A 15,242-nucleotide genomic window follows, 5' to 3' on the forward strand; every position below is an offset into this window, starting at 1 on the left:
ATTCCGGGGCGGGGTCCTCCGGGGCCTGCCCCGGATGGCCTTCGCGTCGCGGATCAGGCGGTGGCTGCCGAGATCGCATTGCTGGCATACCCCCTGCGGAGACCTGCCGCCTCCGGACGGAACTTCCGCGCGGATCTTCCCACCGGACCGGGGAACCGCTCAGTTCCCCGGGCGCAGGTCGTAGGCGTCGCGGGCCTCGATGATGGCCCCGGCGTGGGCCTCGGCCCAGAGCCGAACGGCCTCAAGCGGGCCGAGCAGCGTGCACCCCAGCGCGCTGAGTTCGTATTCGACGCGGACCGGCACCTCGGCATGCACCGTCCGGCCAATCAGTCCGTCGCGCTCCAGGGTGCGCAGTGTTTGGGTCAGCACCTTGGGCGTCACGCCCCCAATGTCGTTGCGCAACCGGGAGAACCGCCTCGGCCCGTCCTTCAACGACGCGATGACCAGCGGCGACCACTTGTCGCCGATGCGTTGCATGATGACTCGGGAGGGGCAGCCCAACGTCATCACGTCGAATCCGGTGGTGTCCATATGGTGACTATATTACTTGGAGGTACTTGGTATCCAATGGATACCATTGACTTGTTGGCGCGGCATCCCTGCCGCGCGGCGCACAAACCGAAGGAAAGGGCACTCATGAAAATCGCCGTTTACGGAGCCACCGGCATGGTGGGGAGCCAGCTGGTCGCCGAGGCCCTTTCGCGCGGGCACGAAGTCACCGCGGTCACCCGCCGGGGCACCACTGTCGAGGGCACCACCGCCGTGGGGGCGGACCTGTCCGATATTGCCACCTACCGCACGCTGGCAGCCGAAAACGACGTCGTGATCCTGTCCATCCCACCGTCCCGCACCGGCGGGGACCACCAGGAATACCTGGATGCCCACGAGGAAATCTCCGAGACGCTCGTCCCGGCCCGGCTCTTCATCGTCGGCGGCGCCGGCGCCACCGAAATCAACGGCGTGCGCCTGGTCGACATCCCGGGCTTTCCCGAGGCCTACGCCCCGGAGGCCCGCACGATGGGCACCGTGCTGGACTTCTACACCTCGGCATCGGGTCTGGATTGGACCATGCTGGCCCCGGCACCGGAGATCGCCCCCGGGACGCGCACCGGCGACTACAAGCTGGGCAACGACTCCCCCGCCGGCGACAAGGTCAGCACCCAGGACTTCGCCGTTGCCGCACTGGATGAGATCGAGGCGCCCAAGCACCTGCACCGCCGCTTCACTGTCGCGAACTAGCACCAGCCCACGCCACAGGTGAAAGCACATCGGGTGCCCGGACGGTTGCGCCGCCCGGGCACCCGATGTGCTTTGCTTGGGGCATGCGCCTTGAATTCGATGCCGGTTCGCTTCCGGCCCGCCACGTCTACCGGCTACTGACCTCGCTGGTCATCCCGCGCCCGATCGCCTGGGTCTCCACGCTCGATGCCTCCGGCACGGCCAATCTGGCCCCGCATTCCTTCTTCACCGTGGCCTCGTCAGACCCCGGAATCGTGCAGTTCACCTCGGTGACGCGCAAGGACACGCTGCGCAACATCGAAGCCACCGGAGAGTTCGTCGTGAACCTCGCACCCCGCCGCCTCCTGGATGCCGTCAACCTGACGTCGACCCCGTTCCCCGACGGAGTCAACGAATTCGATGTTGCGTCCCTGGCCATGGAGCCGAGCCTGAGCGTCTCCGTCCCGCGGGTTGCCGAATCGCCCGCGGCGCTCGAGTGCCAGCTGCACCGGGTCATCGAGGTGGGAAACTCGTTCCTGGTCCTGGGCCTGGTCACCCACGTGGCCATCAACGAGTCGGTACTCGACGAGGCCGGGCACCCGCGGCCCGGGAAGCTCGATCCGCTCTCCCGGCTCGGCAGCAACGAATGGGGAACCCTGGGCGAGGTGCTTGCCCTCGACCGAATCACCCTCGAACAATGGCGCTCGGCCCAGGAACCAACCATCGATTAAGGCAGGCCGGGGACCCGACGCCGCGTTTTGGCGTCTGGACCCCGGCCTGCTGAGGCCGTGCGGGCTACTTCTTCAGGAAGATGCTCACATCGTCGTTGTTGATCAGGTCGGGCGCCGTCCAACCGTCCAAGTCGTACTCGGACATGCACTGCTCGGCGAAGCCCTTCATCATGTCGGTGGTGCCCTGGGCCTGGGCTGCGAACAGGATCTCGGACTTCACGTTTTCGTGGTTGCCCGAGTAGTTGCGCTCGTACAGCTCGTGGCGGCCGCCGAATTCGGAGCCGATGGCATCCCAGAGCAGCTTCATCAGCTTGACCCGGTCAACCGCCTCGATGCCCTCGGAGCCGCGCAGGTACTTGTCGATGTACGGGCGGATCTCCGGTGTCTTGAAGTCGTGGGCCGAAGAGTTCAGGTAAATCAGGCCGGAGGCGACATCCTGCTCAATGATCTCCTTGATCCGCGGGTAGCCGATGGACATGAACATCCGGTAGGACAGGCCGTAGTCGAGCTTGGGCAGCACGGTGTTATCTGGTCCGGCATCGGGGTTCATCGCCATGGCATCGGCCAGCGCGTAGAACATGTTACGCCAGCCCAGGACCTCGCCGGCGCGTGACTGGACGCCGCGGAAGTCCTTGGTGCCGGTGATTTCCAGTGCCTTGAGCAGCAGGCCGGCGATGAAGTCCAGCTTCACCGCCAGGCGGATGACGCCCTGGTAGGTGAAGCGGTTCAGGAAGCCGGTCTGCGGGAAGAAGTTGTTGACCTTCTCCACGTCCCCGTAGGCAAAGACGTTCTCCCAGGGGATGAGCACCTTGTCGAAGACGAAGACGGAGTCGTTCTCATCCAGCCGGGACGAGAGCGGATAGTCGAAGGGCGTTCCCATCACGGCTGCCTGCTGGCTGTATGAGGCCCGCGAGATCAGCTTCACACCCGGGGCGTCCATCGGGACCGTGCAGATCAGCGCAAATTCCTTGCGCTTGATCGGGAGACCGTAGTGGGCGATGAAGTTGTACTGGGTGATGGCCGAACCGGTGGCGACGACCTTGGCACCGGAGACGATCAGACCCGAGTCGGTTTCCTTGTCGACTTTCATGAACACGTCGCCGACCTGGTCCGGCGGCAGGTGGCGGTCGACCGGCGGGTTGATGATCGCGTGGTTCCAGTACAACACCTTCTCCTGCGACTCGTTGTACCAGCGGATCGCGTTGTCCTGGAAGGGTTCGTAGAACTCCGGCATGCCACCGAGCGTGCCCAGGAAGGCTCCCTTGTAGTCCGGTGAGCGCCCCATCCAGCCGTAGGTCATCCGGGCCCATGTCTCGATGGCGACGCGGGCGTCCTTCAGGTCCTGGACGGTGCGGGCGACCTTGAAGAACGGGTGGGTCTGGCCGCCCGAACCGGTGTCGGTGGGAACCAGCAACTTGTCCGCCGTCGGGGGCTGGTGGAATCCGTCGTACAGACGGGCCGCCATGCGCACCGAGTTCCTGAAGGCCGGGTGCGTCGTGACGTCCTTGACGCGTTCTCCGTAGATCCAGACCTCGCGGTCATCGCGCAGCGACTCGATGTATTCATCGCCGGTCTGGGGAAGAAGCCGGTTCGCGGGTGTGGTCCGCTCGCTCATGTCCGGGCCGCTCGAGGGTATCTGCTCATCCAGGATTTCAGTCATTGTCTTACCTTTCGGTCGAGGCACTTCAGATGGGGATCAGGTACTACTTTCGGGTGGAACGGGTGGGACGGTGGTGTTGCTTGGGTGGAAATCAGCGGGGCTTCACTCCGGCGCCGGAGCGAAGGACTTGAACGAACTGGCGCCGGAGAACCACCCGCCGTCCGGGCCGTCGCCGGACTTGGCCCAGGGCATGCCGTCGACGTGGTCTCCGACATGGCGGAACTTGCCGGCGAAAAAGATCAGCGGGTCGGCCTGGCGGACCTCCAGCGCCACGACCTCTCCAACGACGATGATGTGGTCTCCGCCGTCGTAGATGTTCCACGGCCTGCATTCGAGGGTTGCGGTGTTGCCGATCAGCACGGGCACGTCCCCGTCCAGGGTCCAGTCGGGCTCGCGGTTCATCGGCTTGCCGGCAAAGTGCAGCGCCGTTTCCATTTGGCCGACGGAGAGGATGTTGATGGCGAAGCACGAACCCTCGAGGTATCTGGCTGCCTTGGAGCTGCGGGTCAGGGTGACCTGTGCCAGCGGCGGGTCCAGGGACACTGCGGTGAAGGCGTTGACGGTGGCCCCGTGCGGGGTCCCGTCGGCGCCGCGGGTGGTGACCACCGTGACGCCGGTGCCGAACTGGCCGAAGGCATTGCGCAGCTCCCGGGGGTCGATGGCCGCAAGTGCGACGTCGTGTGTCATGACGGGCTCACTTTCACTGGAATTGCCGTAGAGATCGGGGGGTGCCGGCTGCCGGCCTGTTTCAGTGTCGGGAAACGGCGGCCATTGCCCGTTGGCCGCGATGGTGCAGGAAGGGTGCGCCATCATGGGGGGGCGCCGTCGGGGATCGCGAAGAGGATCTGCCCGTCACCCGGTTTCGGGGCCGCCCCGTGGGCCGACCGCGGTGAAACTCGCGGGGTTCTTTCGAGAAGGGGTACTGCCGGTGAGGTTCGGGGGACGATCCGGCAGGGCACTGGTCCCCCGCCGGATCATCCCCGCCTTATCGCGAGGGCCTAGGCCTGCGGGTCAAGCCGGAAATCGTACGTGGCCTGCACGCCCTTGCCGCTGCCCGCCGGCTGGATGTCGAGCATCAGTTCCGGCTTCACCGCGGTGGCGATGTCGTCATCGTTGTGCACGTCGCCCGGGAAGTACAGCTGCGCGGTGAGCAGTTCATGGCCCGGTGCCGAGACCTTCAGGTGCAGGTGCGCCGGGCGCCAGGCGTGCCAGCCAGCCGCCTCGATCAGCTGCCCGCAGGCGCCTTCGGTCGGAATCTGGTACGGGGCCGGCTGCATGGTGCGGATCTCGAAGTTTCCTTCGGCGTCGGCGATGAAGGTCCCGCGCAGGTTCCATTCCGGGATGCCCGGGGCGAACTGTGAGTAGAAGCCCAACTCATCGGCGTGCCACAGCTCGATCTTGGCATTGGACAACGGGGCGCCGGCAACGGACTTGACCTGGCCTTGGAAGAGCAGCGGAGTACCCGGCTCGTCCTCGCGCATTTCGATGCTGGCCGGGGAGTTCTGCTGCGGGGCCTCGGGCACGTAGTAGGGGCCCTCGATGGAGCCCTTGTTGCCTTCGCGGTGGTCGGTGGCAACGTCCTCGACCGAGTGCTCAAGCCAGACATCCAGGAACAGCGGCCATTCGCCGTCCTCTCCGACCTTGATCAGCCAGGCCTTCAGGGCGTTGAACTCGTCGTAGCTCACGCGCTCCTCGAGCACGATGTCATTGGCCGCCTTGATCAGCTTGCTGGCCAGAAGGTTTACACGCTCCACGTCGGCGGCGATTGCCGACGTCTTGCCGGAGGAACGGAAGCGGTCGGTGGCCGCGTTACCCGATGCTGCTGCTGAGGCTTCGGTCTCTGTCGACATGAGGACTCCTTTGTCATTTACGTGGTTTTTTGTGGCCTGTGCCAAGTCGCGCCATCGGGTGATGGTTGTCACGTTGACTGCCCATGGCCCCAATGTATGTTGGTTATTAGGAAGAGAGAAATACTTCTTTTGCGTTCATTGAGACTTTTGAAGTCCTAGTTGATATCCGATGGATGCTTTGCCAGTGGCGTCACCTGGATGTCCATGTACGGGAAGAGCGGCAATCCGCTCAACACGTCGTGCAATTCGTCATTGGATGCGACCTCGAAGATGGAGTAGTTCGAGTACTCCCCGACGACGCGCCAGATGTGCGGCCAGCGGCCGTCGCGCTGCAGTCCCTGCGAGTACTCCTTTTCGACGGCCTTGATTTCGGCGGCCTCCGCGGCCGGCAGGTCCGAGGGGATATTGACGTCCATGCGAACGAGGAACAACATGCTGCCTCCTGGGGCAAAGGATGTGGGCGCGGCGGGTGCCGAACCCAAGGGAAACGCTTAGTTGGATCGGTAGTGGGCGAGCTTGTCCTCGTCGATCGCGGCACCGACACCGGGCACGTCGCGCACCGAAATGGTGCCATTGAGGATGGCGATCGGCTCCGCCATCAGGTCATCGGACATGTCCAGGAAGTTGGACAGTTCCCCGGCCTTGCGCGTCGTGGCCTCGTGGGCGGCACCGAAGGTCACCGTGGCCATCGAACCGACCTGGGTGTCGATCTGGTTGCCCATGGTGACGTCGACGCCGAGTCCGGTGCACAGGCCGAGGATCTGCTGGGCTTCGGTGAACCCGCTGCGGGCGGTCTTGATGCAGATGGCGTTACTGCCCCCCGAGAGCAGTTCGCGCGAGACGTCCCCGGCGGTCGGCACCGATTCGTCGCCGACGATCGGGATCGGCGACTTCTCCACGAGCCTGCGCCGGCCCATGGCCTCCTTGGCATCGCAGGGCTCCTCGAGCATGGTCAGCCCGAGCCCCTCGGTCCGGCGGAGCACCTCGAGCGCCTCGTTGGCACTCCAGCCGCGATTGGCATCGAGGTAGAGCTCGACGTCCTCGCCCAAACCAGCACGCAGCACGTGGCAGGCCTCGATATCCAGGGCCAGCGGTCGGCGGCCGACCTTGAGCTTGAAGGTGGTAATGCCGTATTCCTCGCCGAAACGCAGCGCCTCGTCGAGCAACTCCTGGGCGGGGCGGAAACCGAGCATGTGCGAGACGCGCATGTGGTCGGCGTAGCCACCCAGCAGCTTGTGCACCGGGGCTCCCAACGACTTGCCCATCAGGTCCCAGAGCGCGATGTCCACCGCACCCTTGGCTACCTGGTTGTTGATGGTCCGGTTCAGGATCGCATGGACCTTGCCGCGGTCCATCGCATCCAGCCCGATCATTGCGGGGGCGAAGACCTTCTCCACGATGGATTTGATCGAATCCTGGGTTTCACCGTAGGTGTAGGGGCGCGGCGGGGCATCAGCCTCCCCGACCAATCCATCGTCGGTGTGGATCCGCACGAGGATGTGTTCGGCCACCAGGACCTCGCCGCTGGCGAACTTCAGCGGGTGGGCATAGGGAATCGCATAGGGGATCGCCTCGATCCGTTGAATCTTCATGCCGGTGTTCCTTCCAGGGAAGCGGGACTATCGAAAAGGTCTAGGAACTTCAGGAGCAGGGCCGACTCGTTGCCGGCTTTCCAGGCCACGGCCAGATCAACGGCCGGGGCATTGCGCAGCGCCCTGAAGACGATGCCCTGCAGCGCGAACATGCGCCGCGTGGTCGGCACCAGGGCAACGCCCATGCCAGCCGAGACGAAGGAGAGCAGCGTAGAGGTCTCATGGGCCTCTTGCACGACCCGCGGGGAGAATCCCGTCTTCCGGCAGGCCTCCAATGCGATCCGGTTCACGGCGGAGGACAGCGGATAGCTGATGAAAGGCTCACCGGCCAGGTCCGCGAGGTCCAGCAGGCCTCGCGATGCCAGCTCGTGGTCCTCGGGCAGGGCAACGACCAGCTCGTCCTGTTCGAGGAACTTCAGGCTCAATTGACCCGAGCGAACCGGCGGACGCAGGATGGCGACGTCAAGCCGCTCCTCCTCGAGCGCGATCTCCATCTGCGGAGTCAGCATTTCCCCCTGCACGTTCAACCGCAGCCCGGGCATGTCGATCTGGGCCGCCTGCACGATGCGCGGCATCAGCCGGTAGGTAGCGGTCCCGGAAACGCCGATCCGCAGGATGCCGCTGGCACCCTGCCCGACGAGCCTGACATCCTGCTCGACCTTCTCGACCTCCGCCAGCAACAGCCTGGCCCGGGCCAGCAGCAGTTCACCGGCCGGGGTCAGGTCGACCTTGCGCGTGGTGCGCACCAGCAGCAGGGTGTCCAGCTGCTCCTCGAGCTGCTTGATCTGCTGCGAGAGCGGGGGCTGGGCCATGTGCAGGCGCTGAGCCGCCCGCCCGAAGTGCTTTTCCTCGGCTACGGCGACGAAGTAACGCAGTTGACGCATGTCCATGTCGCTACCTCCGGTCGGGGGCACCGTTGTGCGCCTCTGTCAGATTAGGACGGAATTATTACTTATGTAAAATACATATTTTCACTACATTCACACTTTTTTCGTATGGATCTCCTTTTGGACGGTCCACCGGCGACGTTCGGCCCGGGGCTACCAGCTCCTGTGAGTCCCATCACAAGATGACGCGCATCCTTAGCCTCGGGTGCCCGCTCGATTATCCTTGGAGCAAGCCCCAAGCACGGCAGCCGACACAGCCCGCAGGGGCGCAAACGGCTTCCGGATCCCCCTTTTACTTGTCAGGAAATCCTTCTCCATGCCGCTTTCACGTCCTTCGCTGCCTAGCGCCGCGCTTCTTGCCGGCACCCTGTCGGCCATGATCCTTCTGGCTGGCTGTTCCTCCGCCGTTCCGGTGGCCGGGTTGGACGCCGAGCCCATGTCGGGTGGCACCCTGGTCTATGCCTCGGGCGACGCCGAGCCCAGCTGCCTGGATCCACACGTGGGCGGCAACTACCCGCAGGCCCTGTTGGCCGGCCAGTTCCTGGAAACCCTGTACACCAAGGATGCCGAGGGCAAGCTCGTGCCCTGGCTCGCCGAATCCGCCGACCCCTCGGCCGACGGCCTGTCCTGGACGCTGAAGCTGCGCGATGGCATCACCTTTACCGACGGCACAGCCCTTGATGCAGCGGCCGTCAAGGCAAACATCGAGCACCTGCAGGACCCCGAAACGACCTCTTCCACCGGTTACCTCGCGGTGAAGAAGATCAAGTCCGCCAAGGTCATTGCCCCGGACACCCTGGAGCTGGCGATGTCGGCACCGGACAACGCGCTGCTTGAATCCTTCTCCATGCCGTGGGTGGCCATCGAGTCCCCGGCGGGGATCTCCCGCGGCAAGGAAGAGAACTGCTCCGCACCGATCGGCACCGGCCCGTTCAAGGTCGGTTCCTGGACCCGGCAGGACTCCGTCGCGCTGCTGCGCAACGACGGCTACACGCGCCCCGTCGCCGATCCGGGCCACACGGGCCCGGCCTACCTGGACGGAATCGCCTGGAAGTTCATTCCGGAAACGGCAACCCGGCAGGCCGCGCTGCAGGCCGGGGATGTGCACATCATCGACAACCCGCAGCCCAACGCCATTGCGGCAGCCGACAAGAGCGGGATGCTGGACCACCTGGATGCGCCACGCCCCGGTGCCTCCAACCGCATCGAGCTGAACTCCTCCAAGGCGCCCTTCGACGACGCCCGGGTCCGCGAGGCCTTCATCCGTGCCGTCAACGTCAAGGGCGGCATCGACTCGCTGTTCTTCGGCACGGCCCAGCGCTCCTTCTCCGCCCTGTCCAGCATCGAGCCGCTGGGCTACTCCGACGCGGAGGAATTCGTCACCGACGCGCAGACGGCCGGACGCCTGCTGGACGAGGCCGGCTGGGTCGACCGCGACGCGCAGGGCTACCGCACCAAGGACGGCAAGCGCCTCTCGCTGACCTTCCCGGTGAGCACCAACCAGTCGGTGCCGGCCGAGCAGTCGCTCTTCGAACAGATCCAGGCCACCGCCAAGGACGCCGGCATCGAGATCAACCTGAACCTGCTTGATCTCTCCAGCTGGTACGGCGCACTCGCTGCAAACGACTACAACCTGGTCTCCGCGCCCTACACCAAGGTCGGCCCGGGCGTGCTGCGCATCCTGTTCCACTCGGATTCCACCATCCCGGCGCCCAGCGGCTACTTCGCCAACCTGTCCCAGGTCAAGGACAAGAAACTGGACGCGCTGCTCGACGAGGCAGGGACCACCAACGATCCGGCGAAGCGGATGGAGCTCTACACGAAGGCGCAGAAGCTGGTGCTCGAGGGCCACTACCTGCTGCCGCTCTACGACCAGCAGAACCACTTCCTGTACTCCACGAAGCTCGTCGGCGTCGGGGCCACCACGGCCGTGTCCTCACCGACGTTCTTCGACACCCGCTTCACCAAGTAGCAGCGGTACCCGATGGCCGTGGCAGGTGCATCCAGCTGGCGGTCCCCCAAGGCCGTCCGCTGGGTGCTGGGCAGGATCGGCGGCGCCGTATTCGTGCTCTGGGCCGTGGCCACCGCCATCTTCTTCGGCATCCGGCTCATTCCCGGTGACCCTGCAGCCGCCATCATGGGCGGACCCGGCTCGCAGGCCTCGGCCGAGGCCCTGGAAACAGCGCGCCGCGACTACGGACTGGACCGGCCGCTGGTCGTCCAGTACCTGATGCTGTTGGGCCGGTTGCTGCGCGGGGACCTGGGCGACTCCTATTCGCTGAAGGCACCCGTCGCCCGGGTCCTGGGCGAGTTGATTCCGGGAACCATGCTGCTCGCGGTGCTGTCCCTGATCGTTGCCTGGCTGCTGGCGTTGGGCCTGGCAACGTTCTCGATGCTGAACGGGCGCATCGCCGCGACGGTTGCCTCGGGCCTGGAAATCGCGGCGGCCGCCATCCCGCACTTCTGGTTGGCCAGCGTGCTGATCATGCTCTTCTCCAATGCGCTGGGCTGGCTACCACCGGTCAGCACACGTACCCCCGCCGGGCTGGTGTTGCCGGTGCTCACGCTGGCCCTCCCGCTGGCCGGCTTCCTGGGCCAGGTCATGCGCGACTCGATGCTCCAAGCCATGTCCGGCCCCTTTGCCCTGGCCGCCCGGGCTCGCGGCGAATCCGAAGCCGGGCTGCTGGCCCGGCACGCCCTGCGCCATGCGGCGCTGCCGGGCATCAACCTCTCCGGCTGGGCCTTTGGTTCGCTGCTCAGCGGGGCCGTGGTCGTGGAGAGCATCTTCGCCCGCCCGGGCCTGGGCCGCAGCCTGCTCTCCGCCGTCACCGTGCGCGACGTGCCGATGGTCATGGGCATAGCGCTGGCCTCGGCGCTGGCCTATGTGCTGATCATGGCGCTCTCCGACTTGGCCGAACGCGCCCTGGACCCGAGCAGGAGCACCGCATGAGCACCGCCGGGGCACCACCCGGCGGAGGGAACCCGCTTCTGGCCGGCACCGGCATCGGGCGGCGGCCAGGCTCCGGGTCCGCGGGCAGGTTCGCCACGGCGCTCCCGATCTGGATGGCGGTGGCAGTGGCGCTGTTCCTGGCCCTTGCGGCCATCGCGCCGGGACTCCTTGCCCCCGACGATCCGCTGGCCATCAATCCCGCACAGTCCTTCGAGGGCCCGTCCGGCACGCACCTGCTGGGCACCGACGAATCGGGCCGGGACATCTACTCGCGCATCATTTACGGTGCCCGTTCCTCGCTGTTGATCGGCGCCGCGGCAACCGGCCTCGGGCTGTTCTTGGCACTGCTCCTGGGTACAGTCGCCGGCCTGGGCGGGCGCTGGGCGGACACCGTCATCGGGCGCGTCCTCGAGGTGCTCTTCGCACTGCCCGGGCTGCTGCTGGCGCTGGTGTTCATCGCCCTGGCCGGACCGGGAACCACGACCACCGTGATGGCGGTGGCACTGACCACCGCGCCGGGCTATGCACGGATCATCAGGGCCCAGGTCATGGCGCTGCGCTCCTCCGCCATGGTGGAGGCCGCCCGGGTCCTGGGCCGTACCCGCACCCGGATCCTGTTCGGGCACCTGCTTCCCAACGCCCTGGGACCGGTCATGGTGCTGGCCACCCTGGGCCTGGGGCAGGCTGTCGTGTGGGCATCATCGCTCAGCTTCCTCGGACTCGGCGCCCCTCCCCCGGCACCAGAATGGGGTTCGATGCTCGCCGCCGGGCGCACCTACCTGTCGCTGGCCTGGTGGATGACGTTCTTCCCCGGCTTGGCCATCGTCGCCATCGCTGCTGCAAGCACCGTGCTGGGCCGGGCGCTGCAACGCCGGGCGGTGGGCGCATGATCAGCGGAGATGACCTGCTGCGGGTCGAGAACCTGAACGTTTCCTTCGGCAACACCCAGGTGGTGCACGGGGTCGGCCTGCAGCTGAAACGCGGTGAAACCCTCGCCCTGGTGGGCGAATCGGGCTCGGGGAAGTCAGTCACGGCCCGCTCCCTGATTGGGCTGGCCGGCTCCGGATCGCGCGTGCTGGCCGATGCGCTTGAGTTGGAGGGCCGGGACCTGCGCACGCTCGGGAACAGCGGCTGGCGTACGTTGCGCGGGACCCGCGCCGGTTATGTGTCCCAGGACGCCCTCGGGTCCTTGGACCCGCTGCGGTCCATCGGACGCGAAATCGAGGATTCGCTGCGCCTGCATACCAAGCTGGGAGCCCGTGCCCGCGCCGCCCGGGTGCTCGAACTGCTCGAAGCCGTCGGCCTGGACGAGCCCGCGCTGCGGGCCGGACAACGCTCCGGGGAGCTCTCCGGCGGCATGCGCCAGCGCGCATTGATAGCCGCGGCCGTGGCCATGAACCCGCCGCTTCTCATCGCCGACGAACCGACCACGGCGCTGGACGCCACCATCCAGGCGCAGATCATGGAGCTGCTGGCACAACTGTGCTCGGCCGGGACCGGCCTGCTGCTGATCAGCCACGACCTGGCGGTGGTGGCATCGGTCGCCGACCGGATCGCGGTCATGTCCGCCGGCCGGATCGTGGAACAGGGGCCCACCGCCCAGGTGCTCGGAACCCCGAGCCACGCCTACACCCGGGCGCTGCTGCGCGCCGTCCCCTCCGGGCAGCCGCGCGGGACCCTGCTGTCGGCGGCGTCCGAACGCATCGAGGTCAACACCCCGATACCGGCACCCACCGCTCCCGTCCCGGAAGACGCCGAGGTGCTGCGGGCCAGCGACCTCCACAAGTCCTTCAGGCGGCCCGACGGTTCGCGCTTCGAGGCGGTGCGCGGGGTGTCCCTGTCGCTGGCGGCCGGTAAGACGCTGGGCCTGGTCGGGGAATCGGGGTCCGGGAAGACCACGACGGCGCGCCTGGTGCTGGCCCTGGAAACACCGGACGCCGGCTCGGTCCGGCTTTTCGGTGCACAGTGGAGTTCGCTTCCCGAGGCCACCCGCCGTCCGTTACGGCCGCGCGTCGGCGCCGTCTACCAGGACCCGCAGGCCTCCTTCGACCCGCGCCTGAGCGTCGGCCAGCTGCTGACCGACGCGCTCAGCGGCGGGAAGACCCGCCGCCCGGGACCCTGGCGCGCTGAAACCGCGGCCCTGCTGGAGCTCGTCGGCCTGGATCCGACGCTGGCCTCCAGCAACCCGCGTACGCTCTCGGGCGGCCAACGCCAGCGCGTGGCGATTGCCCGGGCCTTGGCCCCGAAGCCGGAACTGCTGATCTGCGACGAGCCGGTCTCGGCACTGGACGTGTCGGTACAGGCACAGATCCTGGACCTGCTGGACGAGCTGCAGCAACGGCTGGGACTCAGCTGCCTGTTCATCTCCCACGACCTCGCCGTGGTGCGCCACATGAGCGATACGGTAGCCGTGATGCGCGGCGGACGGATCCTCGAGCAGGGGTGCACCGAGGCGGTCTTCACCGCCCCGGTGCACCCCTACACCCGGGATTTGTTGGCGGCTTCGCCGACCCTCTCTCCATAGCGTGACTTGATGACCATGACCTTCCGCAGGTCTTTAGGGGAATTGCCGCCAGCGGCCTGGACATCGAAGGCGTCAGTCGTTTTTGGTTCGGGACCGTAAAGGGCCAGCTTTCTCAGCTTGCCGACATCTGTCCGCGTCTTACCCACGCCGAAGCATGGATCCTCCTCACGCACCGCGTCCAAGATGATCGTGCCGATGTATTTTCGGCCCTTCCACTGCGACCCCCTGCAAATGGTGGTCGCGTATAACCCGTCCCGTTTCTTGCGTGCCGAAATCTTCAGGCCGGCAAGGCACCCCTTGACCGCTTTAGCCTGTCCGGGATGTCCAATTCCTGTGAACTGGACCTTAACTTTCTCGGCAGCCACCCCGGTGACTGCAGCCGGGCCGGAGATCGCCGCGGAAGCGGGCGGAACAGGTCCCATAAGTCATGCCCACGCCATGGCCAGTCCACGACAAACACCCCAAGAATTACGCATTGATCTCCTTGAATACGCGTATCCACCTGCTGAATTTCCCACCCCACCTGGACTCGATGTCAAGGACTCATGGCAGACCGGAGCAGAATTCCGGATTCATCCGATCACGCCAGCCGTGCCTCCCAAGCGCCCGTTGGCAGTGGCGGGAGTCAACCGACACGGAACTTCCTTGATAACCATCCCGCGCAAATTATCTACGTTCTGACTATTGATGCATGTGCACAAACTGCGCATACTTGCCTTATGAGCGACAAGAAAAACGCTTCGATCGACCAGGCCCGCCAACTGCTAGCGGATATTCCGTCCGAGGCACTGGCAGTGGTCGAGCGGCTTGGTGAAGTTCGTGAACTACTCGATGCTGCGCTCAATGAGGCGATGGCCGAGGCAACACTCGGGGGCGCTTCGATCCGCTCGGTGGCCGTCCGGGCCGGGCTTTCACCCAATTCGGTACCCCCGCGGCTTGCCCGCACCTCGCAGTTGTCCAGCTACTCGGAGCCGGACGGCAAGGTCTCCGGATCTTCCATCGAACGGGCCCGCTACGATTCCGAAATCGGCCGCCCGCCACCCAAGGCGCCGCTGACGTTCAAGCCACGGCGTTCCACCTCCTGAAAGGAAACCAGCCATGTCCAGCAACGATTCCTCCCTGTTTGTCTTTCTTCTCGACCGATCCGGCTCCATGAACGACATCAAGAACGACGTCGAAGGCGCTTTCCGGGCCCTGATCGACGAACAGAAGGCAGTCCCCGGCTCCGCGACGGTCTCGCTGCACCAGTTCGACGACACTTACGAGGATGTTTTCGTGGGGCTTCCGATAGAGCAGGTCAAACCGTTGGTCATCCGTCCCCGTGGAACCACTGCACTCCTTGATGCCATCGGCCGCACCGTCACCGCCACCCGGGAACGCATCGCCGCAATGCCGGCCGGCCAGCGCCCCGGGACGGTCCACCTGAACATCATGACCGACGGACTGGAAAACGCCTCGAAAGAATACACCCGGCCCGCCATCAAAGCCTTGTTGGAGGCCCAGGAAAAGGTCGACAAATGGCTCATTGCCTACCTTGGAACCAACCAGGATGCAGTAGAGGTTGGCACCAGTCTGGGCATCTCGCCCGAGCGTTCACTGACCTATACGAGCGCGACAGTACGCAGCGCCATGTCCTCCTACAGCGAGCTCACCACGAAGGCCCGCAAGGCCCGCCGGGACGGCGCTTCGCCCGATGCTGTCATCGCCGGCGCCAGCTTCACCGACCTTCAGCGGGAAGAAGCCGGAAACTAGGGAAACATCCCAACCCTGGAGAATGATTCCCCGGGACAAAAACCACGGAATCACTCGCCAGATGCCATCAGCCCCCGC

General features: G+C 65.8%; 16 protein-coding genes. 8 read left to right on the top strand and 8 right to left on the bottom strand.

Translation table 11 applies throughout. From position 1 onward, the window contains the following. Nucleotides 1-159: 159 nt before the first annotated feature. Nucleotides 160-531, bottom strand: coding sequence for a winged helix-turn-helix transcriptional regulator (locus tag E9229_RS04695; RefSeq protein ID WP_183510107.1), 372 nt, complete (start codon nt 529-531; stop codon nt 160-162). 105 nt (nt 532-636) lie between these two features. Here E9229_RS04695 and E9229_RS04700 point away from each other — a divergent pair, with 105 nt between their 5' ends. Both E9229_RS04700 and E9229_RS04705 read left to right on the top strand, forming a co-directional pair. After that, on the top strand, nt 637-1,239 hold the full coding sequence (locus tag E9229_RS04700; protein ID WP_183510108.1) for an NAD(P)-dependent oxidoreductase: 603 nt from the start codon (nt 637-639) through the stop codon (nt 1,237-1,239). Nucleotides 1,240-1,322: 83 nt separating this feature from the next. Then, nucleotides 1,323-1,949, top strand: a complete 627-nt coding sequence (locus E9229_RS04705) for a flavin reductase family protein (RefSeq protein WP_183510109.1) — start codon at nt 1,323-1,325, stop codon at nt 1,947-1,949. Nucleotides 1,950-2,013: 64 nt separating this feature from the next. Here the strand turns inward: E9229_RS04705 and E9229_RS04710 are convergent, their stop codons facing one another. The 6 genes from E9229_RS04710 to E9229_RS04735 all read right to left on the bottom strand — a co-directional run bounded on the left by E9229_RS04710 (nt 2,014) and on the right by E9229_RS04735 (nt 7,941). Continuing rightward, nucleotides 2,014-3,609, bottom strand: coding sequence for a 4-hydroxyphenylacetate 3-hydroxylase family protein (locus E9229_RS04710; protein WP_183510110.1), 1,596 nt, complete (start codon nt 3,607-3,609; stop codon nt 2,014-2,016). A 102-nt stretch (nt 3,610-3,711) separates the two neighbouring features. Continuing rightward, nucleotides 3,712-4,296, bottom strand: coding sequence for a flavin reductase family protein (locus E9229_RS04715; protein ID WP_183510111.1), 585 nt, complete (start codon nt 4,294-4,296; stop codon nt 3,712-3,714). A 311-nt stretch (nt 4,297-4,607) separates the two neighbouring features. Then, nucleotides 4,608-5,459 (bottom strand): catechol 1,2-dioxygenase, encoded by an 852-nt coding sequence (catA, locus tag E9229_RS04720; RefSeq protein ID WP_183510113.1) that lies wholly within the window; start codon nt 5,457-5,459, stop codon nt 4,608-4,610. A gap of 155 nt (nt 5,460-5,614) precedes the next feature. Beyond that, the gene (gene catC, locus E9229_RS04725; protein ID WP_183510114.1) at nt 5,615-5,893 is read right to left on the bottom strand and encodes a muconolactone Delta-isomerase; all 279 of its coding nucleotides are present in this window, start codon (nt 5,891-5,893) and stop codon (nt 5,615-5,617) included. A gap of 57 nt (nt 5,894-5,950) precedes the next feature. Continuing rightward, nucleotides 5,951-7,051 carry an enolase C-terminal domain-like protein gene (locus E9229_RS04730; protein WP_183510115.1) on the bottom strand — a complete coding sequence of 367 codons (1,101 nt, stop codon included), beginning with the start codon at nt 7,049-7,051 and terminating at the stop codon, nt 5,951-5,953. Continuing rightward, a complete protein-coding gene (locus tag E9229_RS04735) occupies nt 7,048-7,941 on the bottom strand; it encodes a LysR substrate-binding domain-containing protein (RefSeq protein ID WP_183510116.1) in 894 nt (297 codons plus the stop codon). Before E9229_RS04735 ends, E9229_RS04730 begins: the two co-directional genes overlap by 4 nt. Before the next feature lie 313 nt (nt 7,942-8,254). On the opposite strand from E9229_RS04735, the gene E9229_RS04740 reads away from it, so the two are divergent. Genes E9229_RS04740 through E9229_RS04755 form a run of 4 tightly spaced genes read left to right on the top strand, consistent with a single transcriptional unit; the run spans nt 8,255 to nt 13,412 of the window. After that, nucleotides 8,255-9,910, top strand: coding sequence for an ABC transporter substrate-binding protein (locus E9229_RS04740; RefSeq protein WP_183510119.1), 1,656 nt, complete (start codon nt 8,255-8,257; stop codon nt 9,908-9,910). A 12-nt stretch (nt 9,911-9,922) separates the two neighbouring features. After that, on the top strand, nt 9,923-10,888 hold the full coding sequence (locus tag E9229_RS04745) for an ABC transporter permease (protein WP_183510120.1): 966 nt from the start codon (nt 9,923-9,925) through the stop codon (nt 10,886-10,888). Then, a complete protein-coding gene (locus E9229_RS04750) occupies nt 10,885-11,778 on the top strand; it encodes an ABC transporter permease (RefSeq protein WP_183510121.1) in 894 nt (297 codons plus the stop codon). The genes E9229_RS04745 and E9229_RS04750 overlap by 4 nt, the downstream gene beginning before the upstream one ends. After that, on the top strand, nt 11,775-13,412 hold the full coding sequence (locus tag E9229_RS04755; RefSeq protein WP_183510122.1) for a dipeptide ABC transporter ATP-binding protein: 1,638 nt from the start codon (nt 11,775-11,777) through the stop codon (nt 13,410-13,412). The genes E9229_RS04750 and E9229_RS04755 overlap by 4 nt, the downstream gene beginning before the upstream one ends. Here the strand turns inward: E9229_RS04755 and E9229_RS04760 are convergent. Then, entirely contained in the window at nt 13,367-13,834 is a 468-nt protein-coding gene (locus E9229_RS04760; protein WP_183510124.1) for a hypothetical protein, read from the bottom strand. The genes E9229_RS04755 and E9229_RS04760 overlap by 46 nt on opposite strands. 297 nt (nt 13,835-14,131) lie before the next feature. Here E9229_RS04760 and E9229_RS04765 point away from each other — a divergent pair, with 297 nt between their 5' ends. Together E9229_RS04765 and E9229_RS04770 are read left to right on the top strand one after the other, a co-directional pair. Beyond that, complete coding sequence (locus tag E9229_RS04765; protein ID WP_183510125.1) at nt 14,132-14,497, top strand: hypothetical protein; 366 nt, start codon at nt 14,132-14,134, stop codon at nt 14,495-14,497. Between the two features lie 13 nt (nt 14,498-14,510). Next, nucleotides 14,511-15,164, top strand: a complete 654-nt coding sequence (locus E9229_RS04770) for a vWA domain-containing protein (RefSeq protein ID WP_183510126.1) — start codon at nt 14,511-14,513, stop codon at nt 15,162-15,164. Nucleotides 15,165-15,242: the final 78 nt, after the last annotated feature.

It is taken from the genome of Paeniglutamicibacter cryotolerans (assembly GCF_014190875.1).
GTDB classification, from domain to species: Bacteria; Actinomycetota; Actinomycetes; order Actinomycetales; family Micrococcaceae; genus Paeniglutamicibacter; species Paeniglutamicibacter cryotolerans.